Source organism: Pantoea sp. PA1 (assembly GCF_056856975.1).
Window position 1 is genome coordinate 319,551 of sequence record NZ_JBXGEE010000002.1, and the last position, 15,718, is coordinate 335,268.

Sequence of the window (15,718 nt, forward strand, 5' to 3'; positions counted from 1 at the left end):
GATGGATGGCGACTGTATGAAAACCTCCTTACTCTTTTATTTTGTCACGATCTCCCTGTTATTCAGGCTCCCGAGCGGGACAGGAGTAAATGAAACATCTCTTCGCGATGTTCTGTATTCAGTAATTGTTCAACCACCTCTTCATCGCCAAGGGCAATGGATATTCTGGCGAGCATTTTTATATGGCCGACATCTTTATCGGACTCTTTAACCGCAAAGAGGATTACCAGCCGCACCCGGGTGCCGTCGATGGTCTCCCAGGGAATATCCTGGCGTAAGCGTCCGACGGCAATCCGGGTTTTAACGACGGCAGCCGATTTACCGTGCGGAATGGCAATATGATTTTCAAATCCGGTTGAGCCTAACTCCTCGCGCAGATAAACATCTTTCAGAAAAGCGGCTTTATCCGTGACCGCCCCGGTCTGGCAGAGCAGGTCGGTCAGCTGAGAAACAATCTGCTCTTTGGTCTGGCAATCGACATCGAGAATAATGCACTCTTCTTTAAGCACTTCATTAATCGCCACGGCTGTCGTCATTTTATTTCTCCATCATTAATTAATTGAGTTCGATACCAGACATTCGGTAACCCTGGCGATATCTTTCGCCGAAAAGAGGGCGGAGACATACACCACCGGCTTTTCCAGCGGTTCCAGCCGGATAGTCGAGATCACCACGTCGCACGCCTGTCGCTTCAGGGAGTCCGCGATATTTTTACCGGGCACAATGTCGATAATCTGCCAGTCAGGAAAGGCGCGCAGGATCCGTCCGTAAAGCAGCTGCGAGGTACCCAGGCCGCTGGAGCAGACCAGCAGCACCCGCTTTACCTTAATGCTGTTTTCGATGGCCGCCTGAATATGCACGGTCAGATAGGCCACCTCATCGTCACTGATTTCATCCAGCTGATACTCCTGCGTCAGCTCCCGGATCACCGCTTTGACAGCGGCGAACACGGTGCCCAGTTCGGTCTGGATATCGTGCAGCAGCGGATTTTTAATCCGGATGTGATATCTGAGGCGGTTCAGCATCGGCTTGATGTGTGAAGTCAGCGAAGCCTGCAGCTTCGGATCGGTGGTGATGGCGATGTTGATTCGCTGCGCCACCCGGTCGATCAGCGCCGCCGCAAAGCGGGTTTCCCGTTCTGAAATCAGCGCGTCATCGTGCAGATCGGCATCGCCGCCCGCTTTACCGGACGACACCAGATACTGGTAGATGGAGTGCGCCTCCTCGGCGACCAGTAGCGTGTTGTAAGCCGTCTCAATGCGCTCTATGACCGCCAGTGAAACCTGCCAGGCGTGCGGATCGCTGACCCGGTTCATGACCACGGCGCGGGCATCCGGGCTGTGCATCGGCGAGTGGCTGCGGTGAATCAGCACCAGAACGTGGGTGAACAGATTAATGTAGTAAGGATCGCTTATCGTATAGTGCAGCTGCTGTTCAATAAAATTGATGAGCTGCAGGGTGAAATGGACAGCCTGCTGACCAAACTTCTCTGAAAGCTCCTGCAGCGTGCTTTCATCCAGGCGGCTCTCCATCATGTCCTGATGGTTGTAGATCGATTTTAAGACCAGCGCTTTCATCGCCAGGCGAATATTCTGGTCACTGCCTTTAATGCTGGTGCCGGTACGACTTTTTAATAACGTTAAATTAAACTGATGTAACCAGGCATCTAATGTTTTTAAATCATTCACTATTGATGCACGGCTGATAAAATATTTATCGGCCAGCTCACTGATTGACGAACTTCGGGGTGACAGCATCAACAGATCGGAGGCTATTTTCAGCATTCTGACGTTACTGCTGAAATCATCCACCTCTGCAGAAAAAATTCGTCGGGCCGCTATTTCGGATGTGGCGTCAGCAAATTTAATTGTGATGCCTCTCCCACTTTTACCGCTCAGTGTGATCCCCTGGCCTGCGAGTTTTTCATTAATATCGGCAATGTCGCGGCGTAACGTTCTTGGCGTGATGGCCGTTTTTTCTGAAATAGCGCGCAGGCTCACATAACTGTTATGAGAAATAAGCTGTCGCATAATGGTCAGTTGCCGTTCTGTCAGCGCCTTCATCATCTTCAGGTTCCGCTTAATCAGTTATTCGCCTTTGGGAGTTATCATCTAAGCAAAGGCACCAGACCCTGTAAATATTAAAACATGGCCACAACCCGAGGGTCTGGCTGACCACCTGACAGCGGGTTCTGGAATAACAGGGACGAGATGAACGGTCAGAGAGAAGGCTGATTGGGTGTGATGGTCATTGTGATGGCGACGGGCAGATTTGCCGGATGGCGGACAGCTATGCGGCAGGTGGCACACCAGCGAAAGCATCAGCCTCTGAATACGGGAGCGTTTTTATCTGCTCTCATCAATTGCCTGAAGCCGCACGTTGATGCTTCAGGCAACCTCAGAGGTGGGGCATGCCTCTCAGTTGTGTCAGGCATTGAAATCAGAAAACTACAGAAAAAATCATTCTTCCGCCTGGTTGATAAAGAATAGGGTAGAGACAAATCATGAGGAAATTATTTATGGCTCTGCATGGAAAGTTCATACTTAATGATGCCTATTATTCACCGTTATCTTTCCCGGGCGTGGGAACGTTTTTAGCATTTTCAGGTAATGGTGCTTACCGTAACCGTGGTGCATGTGGCATGATCCCCAAAGAAGGCCCCGTGCCAGCAGGTAAATACTGGATTGTTGATCGCCCTGAGGGAGGACTTAAATCACAACTTAATGCAGGTATCAGAGATATATATAATCACTTTGCCAACGGCGCAACGTACAGACATTCTGAGTGGTTTGCGATATGGCGGGATGACTGGGCAATCGATGATTATACCTGGATAGAAAGTGTAAAACGCGGTAACTTCCGCTTGCATCCCGGCATGCTATCAGAAGGCTGTATTACACTGCCACATGACTCCGATTATGGCCTGTTACGTAACGCACTATTGAGAACGCAAAAGATAGAGGTTCCTTGCATGAAGCAGTTAATGGCTTATGGGACGATTGAGGTAATTGCTAATGGCAAAGCGTGCCTTTAATATTTTTATCAGGATAGCGTTGTTTACTGTAATTATGCTGCTTGTCGCTAAAGCGGTTCCCTATGAGGGGGTAGTGAACGCTTTAACAGCATCATTTAATTTTCATAACGCTCAGGTATTGACCTCTTTTATTCTGGGTGAGCCTGACCCGGATGTCTGGGAATCATTAAGGGACTACATCAGCATTTTAGTTAATACTCTGATTAGCGTGCCTGTTATGAGTGTGCTCACCACTTTCTTCAACGGCGTTACGCGAAGGATAAGGCCAGATTATCTTGCTAAAGAGTGGGCTTTCTCAACGTTGCGTCGGTTGGGGGAAATCTTTTTATTCACATTTATCTTTTGGCTGCTTTTCCGACTTCTGCCTTATTCATCTTTTTTTCCGGATGAACTGACTTTTTCATTTTTAAATCTCGCGGCGTTTCTGGTGTCAAATCTTCTATTAACAATTATCTGTTATTACTTTGTCAGGAAGAAAATAAGATTTCAAAGGAGGTTATAAAATGCCTATTCCAGCTTATATGTGGCTTAAGGATGATGGTGGGGCAGCTATTAAGGGTTCTGTAGATGTTCAGGATCGCGAAGGTTCAATTGAGATTGTTGGCTTTAGTCACGGGTTGAATATTCCTGTAGATAGCGCCAATGGTAAGATTACCGGCAAACGATCACACTCTCCCATGATGATTGAGAAGGAATTTGATAGCGCCAGTCCATACTTATACAAAGCCGTTGCCACGGGACAGACGCTGAAAAGTGCAGAGATTCGCTGGTATCGCATTAACTACGCTGGCCAGGAGGAGTGCTATTTTGTGATGACTGTCGAAGGCGTAAAGATAACAGGCATCAATCCCGGCATGCCTAACGTTAAGATGACAGGGAACTCACAGATTAATCATATGGAAAGCGTTTCTCTAATGTATGACAGGATCACATGGCGTTATGTTGATGGCAACGTGCAGTACACGGATGACTGGAATGTCCGGGCCTGAATCAACGATCTGAAACCTGCTGCATCATCCAGCCTGTTTGCAGGCATTAAGCGTAACGGCGAATTGAGTCAGCAAAAGCCAAACAGAGTCCTGTGACGGGTTGAGCACAAAAAAAGCCCGGCATCCGCCGGGCCCGATAACATCTTTACGCCATCTTCAGCCGCTGCAGTCGCTTCTCGCGGCGAATCTTGCGCTCCTCCATTACTGCGACCATCGCCATCAGACAGATACAGGCGATAGCGGCGGTATCGAGTGCGGCAAAGGTACCTGCCCAGCCGGTCAGGCCGAAGATCGGGGTGCCGTCTGCGATCATGCCCAGGCCCAGCTTGGCAAAGCTATCGCCAATCAGGTAGGCGAAGGTGCCTTTAATACCGTCGGCGGCGCTAATCGCTTTTTTCGGGACGAAGCCCACGGCGGCCACGCCGATCAGTAACTGCGGGCCAAACACCAGAAAGCCCAGCGCAAACAGCGAAGCCAGATAGACATACTGGTTGCTGGCATGCTGATAGATCCCCAGCGTGGCGATAATCAGCGCTAACGCGACGCAGGCCACCAGCGCACGACGGCCATTGGCCAGATCGGATAACCAGCCCCACAGCAGCGTCCCCACCAGCGCACCCGCTTCAAACAGGGTAAAGCCCTGAATCGCGATCTCTTTTGAGAGCTTCAGCTCCTGAAAAGCATAAACCGTTGACCACTGATCGATACCGATGCGCACCACATAGAGGAAGATGTTGGCGAAGCAGAGCAGCCAGATCACCTTATTCTTCAGTACGTATTCAACAAAGATCTGCCATTTGGTCATCGACTCATCTTCGGCCTCTTTATCCTCTTCGCTCAGCTCCTCGCCGAACAGCTCTTCGGCTTTGCCCAGACCATAGGACTCCGGCGAGTCGCTGCCGTAGCGCAGGCCGATAAAGCCGACAATCAGCGCGATGATCGACGGGAAGATAAACATTCCGACCACGTGACCGTCGAACAGCACATTGGCACCAAACAGCGCGACGCCCGCGGCACCGGCTCCGCCGAGGTTGTGAGAGATGTTCCACATGCCAAGGTAGGAGCCTCGCTTACGGCGTGGTGTCCATTTGGTGATGGTGGAGTAGCTACAGGAGCCGCCGGTGCTCTGGAAGAAGCCGCTCAGGGCGTAAAACGCGATCATCAGAAACAGGCTGATCGAACCGCTGCCCATGCTGGCGCTGAACCCCAGCATACAGATGGCCGAAAGGATCAGCATAAACGGCAGAAACTGCTTGGTGTTTTTACCGTCCGCATAATAGGAGACCAGGGTTTTCCCGACGCCATAGGTGATGGAAAAGCCCAGACCAATCATCCCCAGTTGGGTCATGCTCAGCCCGTAGGTGGTGATCATATCGTTCTGCGCGATATTGAAGTTTTTGCGGATCAGATACATGGTCAGGTAGCCGATAAAGACCACCAAATAGGACTGTATAAAGGGCTTGAACCACATCTTGCGCCGCAGTTCGATTGGCAGATCCAGCGTGGGTCTGCGCACCTGTTTGAGGAAGGCCAGCATGGAAGGGGATTCTCCTGGTTGGAAAACTGCCATCGGCAGCGAATGGCTGGCATTGTAAAAACCGCTGACCAGACCGGCCTGAGACATCGTCCAGGCGAAACCAGGAAAATGTCTTAGTTTTGCCCGGCTCAGGGCAAAAAAGAGAGGCGTATCACGCTTCAGGCTGGGGGCGCGGCGCCTGCGCATTCAGAAACGGCAGCAGCAGCAGGGCAGAGATCCCCGCAGCCGTGGCAATCACCGCAAAGAAGCCGCTCCAGTGCCAGATGTCGATCACCCACGCCAGCGGCCAGCCGGAGAGCGACGCGCCAAGGTAGGCAAACAGGCCGACAAAGCCGGTTGCCGCACCCGCCGCGTCTTTGTGTGAACACTCCGCCGCCGCCATGCCGATCAGCATCTGCGGGCCGAAGACAAAGAATCCGGTCGTGAAGAAGCAGGCTGCCTGCATCACATAGCTGGTAAAGGGCATCAGCCAGAGTGAACCCACGGAAAGCAGAATGCCGGCGGCGAAAATCAGGTTCATCGGGCCGCGATTGCCGTTAAACAGCCTGTCCGATCCCCAGCCGGCCACCAGTGCGCCCATCACGCCGCCCAGTTCGAACAGCGTAATGGCGGAGTTCGCCGTCACCAGGTCAACGCCCAGCGTCTCCGAAATGTAGAGGTTGCCCCAGTCATTAAGCGCGGCACGGACGACATAGACCAGCACGTAGCAGAGTGACAGCAGCCAGATGTAGGGGTTGAGCAGCACGTAGCGCGTCAGGATCGCCTGGCGGCTCAGGCCCGCACCTTCCTGCTGCTGCGTCATCTCCATCTCATCCTGTCGCCAGTCGCCCACGGCAGGCAGGCCCACGGTCTGAGGCCGGTCGCGCAGACGCCAGCAGAGAAACAGCCCGGCAAGGATCGCCAGACAGCCCGCAATCATCATCCCGGTTCGCCAGCCATACTGCAGCGCCACCGCGCCGATAATGATCGGGATGAGTGCGCCGCCCACGTTGTGAGCGGTGTTCCAGAGTGCCCACCAGCCGCCCCGTTCGTTACGTGAATACCAGCTGGTCAGCAGGCGGGCGCAGACCGGCGCTCCCCAGCCCTGGAAAAAGGCGTTGAGGGTCCAGAGCAGCGCAAAGGCCCACAGCGAGGTGGAGAAGCCAAACAGGATATTGACCACGCCCGTGGCGATCAGGCCCAGCCCCATGAAGTAGCGCGCATCAGAGCGGTCGCTGACGATGCCGGAGAAAAACTTCGACAGGCCGTAGGTGATGTAAAACAGCGTCGCCAGCAGGCCGATATCGGTTCGCAGCATGACACCGCTGGCGATCACTTCCGGCGCTGCCGCGTTGAAGCTCTTGCGGGTAAAGTAGAACAGCGCATAGCCGATCCAGATGGTCGCCATGATGTGGCGGCGCCAGTAGCGATAGCGGCTGTCAATCTCACGTTTATCCTGCAGCGGCGCCGCGTCAGGAGGCGTTTTCAGAAAGGTAAACATGGCAGTTCCTCAGACAGCCCGCAGCGGCAGATGGACGCTGACGCGGGTTCCATGGGTGCAGGAGAGGGTCAGCGACCCGCCCAGCGCGGTGACGCGTTCGCGCATCCCGACCAGCCCAAAGCGCTGCTGACCGGAGCCTGGCGGCAGACCGCAGCCATCATCTTCAATCACCAGCAGCAGGCGATCATCCTGCTGCCAGCCTTTGAGTATCACAGCGCTGGCGCTGGCATGTTTAACAACGTTGTTCAGCGCCTCCTGGCAGATGCGAAACAGCGTGACGCGCTGCGCTTCACTCAGCAGCGTCTCATCAATGCGCCAGTGAAGATGACTGACGATGCCGGCATCTTCCAGCTCCATCTCCCGCATCAGAGAACGGATCGCCTGCTCCAGTGAAAGGTCATCCAGCTGCCGCGGCCGCAGACGCCCCAGCAGTCGCCGCACCGCGTCATACACGCCCAGCGAGAGTTGTTCAATGTGGACGCCACTCTGGATCACCCGGCTGTTGTCCGGCGCCACGCGCTGCACAATGCCCGCCTGTGTGCGGATCGCCGTGATCGTCTGCCCGATATCATCGTGCAGTTCACGCGCCACTTCCTGACGCACGCTCTCCTCCGTCTCCACCAGGCGTTCCGCCAGACGCCGGTTGCGCGCCAGCTCACTCTGCAGGGAGTGGTTCAGCTCGCGCAGCCGCTGGATACCGGCACCCAGCAGCAGCCCGGTCAGGCTCTGGGCCAGCAGGGAGAGCAGCAGATCGACGGGATGATCATGCCAGGTCTGGCTGGCGATCAGCGCGATGGCATTCATCAGCGTGGCAATCAGTGCGCCCTGCCAGCCGTAGTGCCAGGCCAGCGCAATGATGGGCAGCGCCAGACAGAAAGGGGTAAAGCGTGACAGCTCTGCAGGCAGGCCAAGCTGCAACCAGAGGCTGATGACAAACAGCAGCAGATACCAGACAAGATGCCGGGCGCGCCAGTTGACCGGCTGCGAAATCAGCGACGGACCCAGCGGCTGCCAGCGGGTTCGGGTGAGGTAGTGCCAGAAGACCAGGCAGGTCGGGGCCAGCGTCAGGCCGCCGGTCAGCGTCAGCAGCAGGGTGTTGAGCATCTCCGCCTGACCGGCCCAGGGCAGAGACTGCAGCAGCGCTGCGGCGATCAGCGCCGCGCCCTGGCTCAGCAGCGTGCGCCAGTCACGCTGGTGGCGGAAACGGGAGATCAGCGCCACCGGCAGCAGCGTCAGCACGCCGCCCGCCATCAACAGCGGCAGATGCGCCAGGGAAACGGCCTTCGCCAGCCAGAGCAGCATGACCCACTCAGCCGCCAGCAGCACCGGCCAGTAACTGCGCGGGCATTGCAGCATCAGCCCCAGACGCAGGCCAAACGGGAAGAGCAGCACCGCCAGCTCCGGGCGTTCAACCAGGTGCAGGCTGATACTCCACAGGCAGAACCAGGCTGCCGAGAAGAGGAAGAAGCTGGCGACCACTGAGATCAGCCGGGAGAAGAGAGGGCTCATTGCCAGCCATCAAACATGCGGCGCGCCAGCTCCACATCGTTGCTGACGCCGAGCTTCTCCATCAGGTTGGCGCGATGGACATGCACGGTTTTTGGTGACAGGCCGAGTTCAGCCGCGATCTCTTTGACCGCCATGCCCTGAGAGAGCCTCTCTGCGACCTCACGTTCGCGACGGGTCAGCGGGTCCTGACGTCCGGCGGCCAGTTTAACCGCAATCTCTGGCGTCAGATAACAGCCGCCGGTGGAGACGGTGCGCACCGCCGCGATCAGCTCATCGGGGCGACAGCGTTTGGAGAGAAAGCCACGCGCACCGGCATTCAGCGCCTGTTCAACCAGTGCCGGGCTGTCGTGTACAGAGAGCATGATCGTGGCCAGCCCCGCCGGAAGCTGGCTCAGTAACGCCAGCCCGGAGAGGTCCGGCATGGAAATATCGCAGATGCAGACCTGGACGCCCCGGCCCGGTAACCCTGCCAGCGCCTCACGGCCGGAGCCGAACTCTGCCACCACCTGAAAATCAGGTTCCAGGGCGAGCAACTGGGCAAAACCGGAACGGACGATAAGGTGATCGTCAATCAGCGCGAGGGTAATCATGGCGTTTCCTGGCAGGTAAAATCGCGCTTACCTTAGCGATAAGCGTGAAGCTGTTCAAGTCGTGACCACTCTACAGGATTGCGGGGGCGGGCGGGGTGACAGCGGTCAGATCGCTGGCGATCGGCAGATTAAATCGGCCGGGCAGAACCCCACCCGGCCGATCAGAACGCACTCCGTTCGATCAATGCAGACAGCACTGCTTATATTTTTTGCCGCTGCCACACGGGCAGGGATCGTTGCGGCCGGGCTGCTTATCGACGGTCACCGGCTGTTGCGGCACCGGCACCGCCTCGGGCTGCGAGATCCAGTGATCGTGCAGCGCCAGCGCAGCGGGGCGGATAGCTTCGATGCTGGCTTCCATCTCTTCCGGTGTCATGGCGTCGAGCTTTTCGAGGTTCTCTTCGGTGCCATGCAGGGCGATAGCGTCCAGCGCAGGCTGCAGATCCGCGGGCAGCGCCGACCAGTCGGTCAGTGCGACGCCACGCATATAGCCGAAGCACCACTCTTCCACCACGGTAAACTCCAGTCCTTCCATCTCACGGATGCCAAACAGCGGTTCAAACTGCTCCGGGAATTCCGCTAAGCGGTCTGCCACGTCATTCATATGCTGGAAGCAAAGCGACATAAAGCGCGTCATTTCGCGCTCGTTGCTCCATTTCGGAATCTGTTTCTCGCCACCCCACAGGGCCACCAGCCACTGGCTGGGTTCCACGGTTACGGGACCGGAGAGGATCGCCGTCAGCAGACCATCAAGTTCGGAGACATCGAGAATCGACGCTTCGCTGCCATACTTTTCCAGCATATCTTCCAGCCATTGCAGCTCTTTTTCGGTCAGTGGGCCTTCTTTCATGCGGTTGCCTCCCGGGCATATCTAAATTTCAGCGCGGCGTTGAGCCTTAAAACCGCAGCAGTGTACACCCTTGCGGGCAGCAACACAGCTAACGCTGTCCGGCATCAGAAGGGTTAACCTGCGTTTAACCCCCCTTTTACCCCATTATGCAGGCGATAGCCCGCCGCACTTTATGGTACCTTTTTGCGCTACGGCCAGCCTGCTGCGCGATAACACTACTTAACTGAATGATTACTCTATGAAAAAGGAATTTTCTGGCAGCCGGATCGCTGCGCTCTGCCTCAGACGGCTGGCTCTGGTCGCTCAGCGGATCGGCAGACCCTGCGGGATCGCTGCGGCGATCGTTCTGCTGACCGGCTGTGGCACTCTGTCGCAAACCTCCGCCCCGGTCAGCGATCGTGTCTACCTGACGCATGCCACCTTCAACGAAAATGTCGATGACATCGTGCAGCACTACATGCAGCAGAAGCAGGTTCCCGGCATCAGCATTGCCGTCATCCATCATGACGAGCCAACGCACTACTATTCATTTGGCGTCACCGATCGGGTGCATCGCTATCCGGTGACCCCGGACACCCTGTTTGCGCTGGGATCGCTGAGTAAGGGCGTGACGGCCGAGGTGATTATCCAGCTGGTGGACAAGGGCAAACTGCACTGGAGCGACACGCTGGCCGATCTGCTGCCCGCGGGCGTGCCGCTGAGTCGTGACGCACGCCGCATCACGCTGCTGCAGCTGGTGACGCATACCTCCGGTCTGCCGCGGCAGGACATGGATCTGCCGATGCTGCACCAGTTCATCCGCTATCTCGGCACGGGCGAAAACTTCTACGGCAATCTGGACAGCGATAGCGTGCTGAGTTACCTGGCGGATTTCTCTGCTCCGGCGGTTCGCAGGCCGTGCTACTCCAACCTCGGCTATGCGCTGCTGGGCTTTATTCTGCGCGAGCGCTTTCATCAGGATATCCAGACGCTGGCGTCCCGGCTTATCTTCGCCCCGTTAAAGATGGATCAGAGCAGTTTTGAGCCGGAAACGCTGGCGGGCTATCCGTGGCGCGCGCTGGGGCACGCCGGCGATCAGCCGAAATTTATCCGTCGCGGGGCACTGACGCCTGACTGGCATTTTCACGGCAACATGGTGGCGGCGGCCAGCCTTTACAGCAGCGCGCGCGATCTGAGTCGCTATCTGCGCGCGCACCTTACGGCCACCGGTGATGCAGAACGGGACAGGGCGTTTGCGGCGGTGAACCGTGCCTGGTACCGGCAGGGCGCACAGACGCAGAATATCGCCTGGGTCACCGAGACAACAGAAGGGCAGCCGATCACCTATCAGGTGGGCTACATCGGCGGCTACGCGAGTTTTATCGGCTACGATAAAGGTCACGGTAACGCGATTGTGGTGCTGCAGAATGGTTTTAACTGGAGTAACTATTTAGGCATTGCGCTGTTGGTCGATCTGGCAACTCAGGATAAAGTGGTCGCACAGCGATCCGTTACCGCTGACCAGGGCGCCATAAAGTGAATTGCGCTGTGTTGCCTGGCACATAGCGTCATCGCGCCGGAACTGAAGTGCGATAAATTTAGCCTGACTGTCAAAATTCAACGTGGAAATCATTATGCGCAGGACTCAACGTGTACTTTTATCAATGGGATTACTGGTTGGCTCACTGAGCCTGATCCCTGCTGTTCAGGCGGCTGGCGAAGCAACCGACAGCGTTCCGCCTCCGCCGCAGATCCAGCCCGCTAACCCGGATGCCCAGCCGCAGTCTGGTGCAGGCAGCGCCCAGCCGGACAACGGTGCCGCACCGAGCCAGGCACCGACCAGCTCACCGTCTAACGATGGCATTACACCGACGACGCCCACCACGCCGTCAACGGCCAACAGTGCGCGCCCGAATTACGATCTCAGCACCATCATCATCGACTACAAACAGTACAACATCGGTGACACGGTGCCAGAGAAGTACACGGATAAAACTTACACCATCGTTGAGTGGCAGAAACGCAATCTGCCGGCCCCGCAGGAGAACACCCACTGGGCCTATATCAACGCCAACTACATCCTGATTACCAATGACACCGGCAAAATCGTCATGGGGAAATCGGGTGATATCTTCTTCCGTGGCTAAAATAATCAGCCGGTCGTGATGACCGGCTTTTTTTAGCTGAAGCGCTCAGCCCCAAAGCTGGCCAGCATCGGATGCTTCTCACCGGTCACGATCTCCTCCGCCAGCAGCTCGCCGACAATCAGCGCCAGCGTGGCACCCGAATGGGTGAAGGCCACATAACAGCCCGGCACCTTCTGCAGTTCACCCAGCACCGGATCGCCATCGCCCGGAATCGGCTTCAGGCCAATCTTCCAGCTCTGCACGCTGAGCGGCTCGTCGCCGCGTAACAGCCGGCTCGCCTCCGCGGCCAGCGTGGCCACAACATGTTCATCAATATGGTAATCGCCGTCGGCCAGCGGCTGGATATCCGCCTCATACCAGTCATGATCCAGCGCGTAGCGGTTGCCGGGATTCGGTCTGATGGCGGCGCGCGGGGTGTTGAGCACCGCTTTCAGCTGATGCCCGGCCGGTTCCGTGATCACCAGCATCGAGACCGGCGAACCATTGGGGATTGTCACGCCCAGCGGGGCGATCACGTCCGGGGTCCAGGGGCCGCAGGCGACCACTACCGCATCCGCCCGCATCTCCCCCTTGTCACTGCGGATGCCGCAGGCCCGGCCCTGGTCGGTGATCACGGCGGCTTTACCGGCGTGTTCGATCACTTCGCCGCCGCGTGACCGGAACTGGTTCAGCAGATAATCCACCAGGTGCGGCAGGCTGACCCAGCCTTCACCCGGATTAAAGATCGCCTGCGACGGCAGCGCATCGGGATCGACCGTCGCATCCGCCAGCGCCACGTTATCGGCACTCATGAGCTGAGAGTCGTAGCCGTGCGCCTTCTCATAGGCGTGTCGCGCCTGCGTCCCGGCCGCATCGTTGCTGAACCAGCAAAGTCCGCCATCAAAACGCAGCCAGTCGAGGTCAGGGTGCTGCGCAAACAGCGTGCGATAGCGATCGATGCCCGCCATGCGCAGCGCATGATAGGGCCGGGAGCGCTCACCCGCCGAATTGAGCCAGGAGAGTGAACGTCCCGATGCGCCGGAACAGACCTCCGCCTCGGTCACCAGCGTCACCGCCCCCCCGCGTTTTGTCAGCTCCAGCGCCGTCGAAACGCCCAGCACGCCGCCGCCCAGTACCACCACCTTCATTTCAGTTTTTACCGCCATTGTCAGGTTCCTTGCTCAGTTACAGCACTTCAGAGAGAAAACGTTGCAGGCGCGGCGACTGCGGCGCGTCAAAAATGGCGTCTGGCGGCCCGGCTTCCACAATCTCGCCTTCGTCCATAAACACCACCTGATCCGCCACTTTGCGCGCAAAGCCCATTTCATGTGTCACCACCACCATCGTCATGCCGCGACGACAGAGATCCGCCATCAGCGTCAGGACCCCTTTCACCAGTTCGGGGTCAAGCGCGGAGGTAGCCTCGTCGAACAGCATCACCTCCGGATCCATCGCCAGGGCCCGGGCTATCGCGACCCGCTGCTGCTGCCCGCCGGAGAGATCGCGCGGCCGGTGATCGGCGCGCTGACCTAAACCGACCTCTTCCAGCCGCTGACGCGCAATCGCCATCGCCTGCGCCTTGGGCAGGCCTTTGACACACCAGGGGGCGAGGGCGACGTTCTCCAGCGCAGTGTGATCGGGGAAGAGATTGAAGTGCTGAAACACCATGCCAATCCGCAGCCGCAGCGCATCAGGCTTGTCGCGCAGCACGGAGCGGTCGGCCAGCAAAACATCCCCCGACTGCGGTTCGTGCAGCCGGTTGATACCGCGCAGCAGGGTCGATTTACCCGATCCCGATGGCCCGATGATGCAGGTGGTGGTGCCGGGGGCCACCTGCAGGGAGACCTTACGCAGCACTTCAATCGGGCCATAGGCGAGGGTCAGATTGCGCAGCTCCAGGCTGGCGCCGCGCCAGCTCGCGCCATTCAGATTATTCATGGTTGCCTCCCATCCGGGGGTGAGTGACCAGAACGGCGCCGCCGGACGGTCTGACCTCATCCACCTCTTTCAGACCGCTTTGCGGGGCCGTCAGACGACGGCGTCCGGTGCGGTAGCGCATATCGACATAGTTGACCATGTGCGTCAGCGGCACCGTGATCATCAGATAGAAGAGTCCTGCCAGCATCAGGGGCGACAGGTTGCCGGTCAGCACCGCCGCATCCTGACCGACGCGAAACAGCTCACGCTGCTGCGTCATCAGGCCGAGCAGATAGACCAGCGACGAATCCTTGATGATGGCGATGAACTGGTTAACGATGGCGGGCAGCACGCGACGGATCCCCTGTGGGATGATGACCCGTCGCATGGCCCGGCCATAGCTCATCCCCAGCGCACGGCACGCTTCCAGCTGGCCGCGTTCCACGCTCTGGATACCGGCGCGAAAAATCTCGCCCATGTAGGCGCTGGCGATCAGGCTGAGGGCGAAGATCCCCAGCGGATAGGGTGTCGGGCCGAACAGCTGATAGCTGAAGCGCGCCAGACCCTGACCAATCAGCAGAATGGTCAGAATGGAAGGCAGACCGCGAAACAGATCGGTATAGAGCCGGGCAGGCACCCGCAGCCAGCGCGAGGGCGAGATGCCCATCAGCGCCAGCAGCAGGCCAAACAGCGTGCCGAGCAGCGTCGCCGCCAGTGAGATAATCACCGTGTTGACCAGCCCGGTGGTCAGCATCTGCGGCAGTACTTCCCTCATTGATGAAAAATCAAAGAAGGTGCGGGAAAGAATCGTGAGCAGCTCCATCGCCGTCTCCTTGCAGAGCGGGGCATCCCCCGGTTAACTCAGGACGTAAACGTCCACCTCTTTACTGACCGCCAGGCAGATACTGTTTTGGCATCGGCGATCCGGGGAACCACTTCTGATAGAGCCGTTGCCAGGTGCCATCCTGCATCGCAGCCTTGATGGCGTTATCCAGCGCGGCCTTGAAGGCGGGTTTACCTTTGGCAATGGCAATGCCCGCCGGTGCATCAAAAGAGGGGATATCGGCGGCAGAGACCAGCTTAAAGCGTTCGGCGTAGCTTTTGGCCGCCTCGTAGTCGAGGAAGACGGCGTCGAGCGTGCCGTTGTTGAGGGCAGAGACCGCGCTGTTGTTATCCGGAAAGCGCACCAGATCGGTCTGCGGGAAGTGCTCCACGGCATAGTTCTCCTGGAGCGTGCCCTGAACCACGCCGAGCCGGTGCTTGGCCAGCGTGGCGACATCTTTCACGCCGCTGTCATGACGGGTCAGAACGGTGAGGAACCCGGCCAGATAGCCGGTGGAGAAATCGACCGTTTTTTCCCGCGCCGGGGTGATGCCAATCGCCGCCACCGCCGCATCGTACTGACCGTTGGCGACCGCGGGCATGATGGCCGAGAAGTCCTGACCAATAAAATCGACCTTATCGATGCCCATGCGGTGGGCAACATTTCTGAAAAACTCGACGTCGAAGCCGGTGAACTGACCGCTGGCGTCGGTGAAGGTGTAAGGCTTTGAGTCGCCGACGCTGGCGATGCGAAGCTGACCCGGTTCGATCAGCCCATAGGGATTGTTGTCGCTGGCGGCCAGCACAGAGAACGACAGTGAACAGAGTGCGAGTGCGGTGCCGAGCAGTTTGCCCAGTGTGATTTGCGATTTCATAGCTCATCCG

General features: G+C 57.6%; 16 protein-coding genes. 5 read left to right on the forward strand and 11 right to left on the reverse strand.

The window, feature by feature from the left end:
- Nucleotides 1-62: 62 nt before the first annotated feature.
- Nucleotides 63-536 carry a PTS sugar transporter subunit IIA gene (locus AC1V0D_RS12270; RefSeq protein WP_482907496.1) on the reverse strand — a complete coding sequence of 158 codons (474 nt, stop codon included), beginning with the start codon at nucleotides 534-536 and terminating at the stop codon, nucleotides 63-65.
- A 15-nt stretch (nucleotides 537-551) separates the two neighbouring features.
- A complete protein-coding gene (locus AC1V0D_RS12275; RefSeq protein ID WP_482907497.1) occupies nucleotides 552-2,066 on the reverse strand; it encodes a BglG family transcription antiterminator in 1,515 nt (504 codons plus the stop codon).
- Nucleotides 2,067-2,518: 452 nt separating this feature from the next.
- On the opposite strand from AC1V0D_RS12275, the gene AC1V0D_RS12280 reads away from it, so the two are divergent.
- The 3 genes from AC1V0D_RS12280 to AC1V0D_RS12290 are packed head-to-tail and all read left to right on the forward strand — an operon-like array spanning nucleotide 2,519 to nucleotide 4,023.
- Nucleotides 2,519-3,034, forward strand: a complete 516-nt coding sequence (locus AC1V0D_RS12280) for a DUF2778 domain-containing protein (protein WP_307567908.1) — start codon at nucleotides 2,519-2,521, stop codon at nucleotides 3,032-3,034.
- Nucleotides 3,015-3,536, forward strand: coding sequence for a hypothetical protein (locus AC1V0D_RS12285; protein WP_482907498.1), 522 nt, complete (start codon nucleotides 3,015-3,017; stop codon nucleotides 3,534-3,536). The genes AC1V0D_RS12280 and AC1V0D_RS12285 overlap by 20 nt, the downstream gene beginning before the upstream one ends.
- A 1-nt stretch (nucleotide 3,537) precedes the next feature.
- Nucleotides 3,538-4,023 (forward strand): Hcp family type VI secretion system effector, encoded by a 486-nt coding sequence (locus tag AC1V0D_RS12290; RefSeq protein WP_307567903.1) that lies wholly within the window; start codon nucleotides 3,538-3,540, stop codon nucleotides 4,021-4,023.
- A gap of 145 nt (nucleotides 4,024-4,168) precedes the next feature.
- On the opposite strand, the gene uhpT is transcribed toward AC1V0D_RS12290, so the two are convergent.
- From uhpT to AC1V0D_RS12315, 5 genes are all read right to left on the reverse strand, one after another.
- The gene (gene uhpT / locus AC1V0D_RS12295) at nucleotides 4,169-5,560 is read right to left on the reverse strand and encodes a hexose-6-phosphate:phosphate antiporter (RefSeq protein ID WP_482907499.1); all 1,392 of its coding nucleotides are present in this window, start codon (nucleotides 5,558-5,560) and stop codon (nucleotides 4,169-4,171) included.
- Between the two features lie 151 nt (nucleotides 5,561-5,711).
- Nucleotides 5,712-7,040 (reverse strand): MFS transporter family glucose-6-phosphate receptor UhpC, encoded by a 1,329-nt coding sequence (uhpC, locus tag AC1V0D_RS12300; RefSeq protein ID WP_482907500.1) that lies wholly within the window; start codon nucleotides 7,038-7,040, stop codon nucleotides 5,712-5,714.
- A 9-nt stretch (nucleotides 7,041-7,049) separates the two neighbouring features.
- Entirely contained in the window at nucleotides 7,050-8,549 is a 1,500-nt protein-coding gene (gene uhpB / locus AC1V0D_RS12305; protein WP_111207672.1) for a signal transduction histidine-protein kinase/phosphatase UhpB, read from the reverse strand.
- Complete coding sequence (gene uhpA / locus AC1V0D_RS12310) at nucleotides 8,546-9,139, reverse strand: response regulator transcription factor UhpA (protein ID WP_140028820.1); 594 nt, start codon at nucleotides 9,137-9,139, stop codon at nucleotides 8,546-8,548. The genes uhpB and uhpA overlap by 4 nt, the downstream gene beginning before the upstream one ends.
- A 181-nt stretch (nucleotides 9,140-9,320) precedes the next feature.
- Nucleotides 9,321-9,989: a YecA/YgfB family protein gene (locus AC1V0D_RS12315; RefSeq protein WP_046101153.1), complete on the reverse strand. Its 669-nt coding sequence runs from the start codon at nucleotides 9,987-9,989 to the stop codon at nucleotides 9,321-9,323.
- Nucleotides 9,990-10,227: 238 nt separating this feature from the next.
- On the opposite strand from AC1V0D_RS12315, the gene AC1V0D_RS12320 reads away from it, so the two are divergent.
- Both AC1V0D_RS12320 and AC1V0D_RS12325 read left to right on the forward strand, forming a co-directional pair.
- Nucleotides 10,228-11,508, forward strand: a complete 1,281-nt coding sequence (locus AC1V0D_RS12320) for a serine hydrolase domain-containing protein (protein ID WP_482907501.1) — start codon at nucleotides 10,228-10,230, stop codon at nucleotides 11,506-11,508.
- A gap of 94 nt (nucleotides 11,509-11,602) precedes the next feature.
- On the forward strand, nucleotides 11,603-12,115 hold the full coding sequence (locus AC1V0D_RS12325) for an RcnB family protein (protein WP_111207674.1): 513 nt from the start codon (nucleotides 11,603-11,605) through the stop codon (nucleotides 12,113-12,115).
- Between the two features lie 32 nt (nucleotides 12,116-12,147).
- On the opposite strand, the gene AC1V0D_RS12330 is transcribed toward AC1V0D_RS12325, so the two are convergent.
- The 4 genes from AC1V0D_RS12330 to AC1V0D_RS12345 all read right to left on the reverse strand — a co-directional run bounded on the left by AC1V0D_RS12330 (nucleotide 12,148) and on the right by AC1V0D_RS12345 (nucleotide 15,708).
- On the reverse strand, nucleotides 12,148-13,260 hold the full coding sequence (locus AC1V0D_RS12330; protein ID WP_482907502.1) for an NAD(P)/FAD-dependent oxidoreductase: 1,113 nt from the start codon (nucleotides 13,258-13,260) through the stop codon (nucleotides 12,148-12,150).
- 19 nt (nucleotides 13,261-13,279) lie between these two features.
- Nucleotides 13,280-14,032, reverse strand: coding sequence for an amino acid ABC transporter ATP-binding protein (locus tag AC1V0D_RS12335; RefSeq protein ID WP_009092290.1), 753 nt, complete (start codon nucleotides 14,030-14,032; stop codon nucleotides 13,280-13,282).
- The gene (locus tag AC1V0D_RS12340) at nucleotides 14,025-14,834 is read right to left on the reverse strand and encodes an amino acid ABC transporter permease (protein WP_482907503.1); all 810 of its coding nucleotides are present in this window, start codon (nucleotides 14,832-14,834) and stop codon (nucleotides 14,025-14,027) included. The genes AC1V0D_RS12335 and AC1V0D_RS12340 overlap by 8 nt, the downstream gene beginning before the upstream one ends.
- A gap of 61 nt (nucleotides 14,835-14,895) precedes the next feature.
- Complete coding sequence (locus AC1V0D_RS12345; protein ID WP_058958261.1) at nucleotides 14,896-15,708, reverse strand: ABC transporter substrate-binding protein; 813 nt, start codon at nucleotides 15,706-15,708, stop codon at nucleotides 14,896-14,898.
- Between the last annotated feature and the right edge of the window lie 10 nt (nucleotides 15,709-15,718).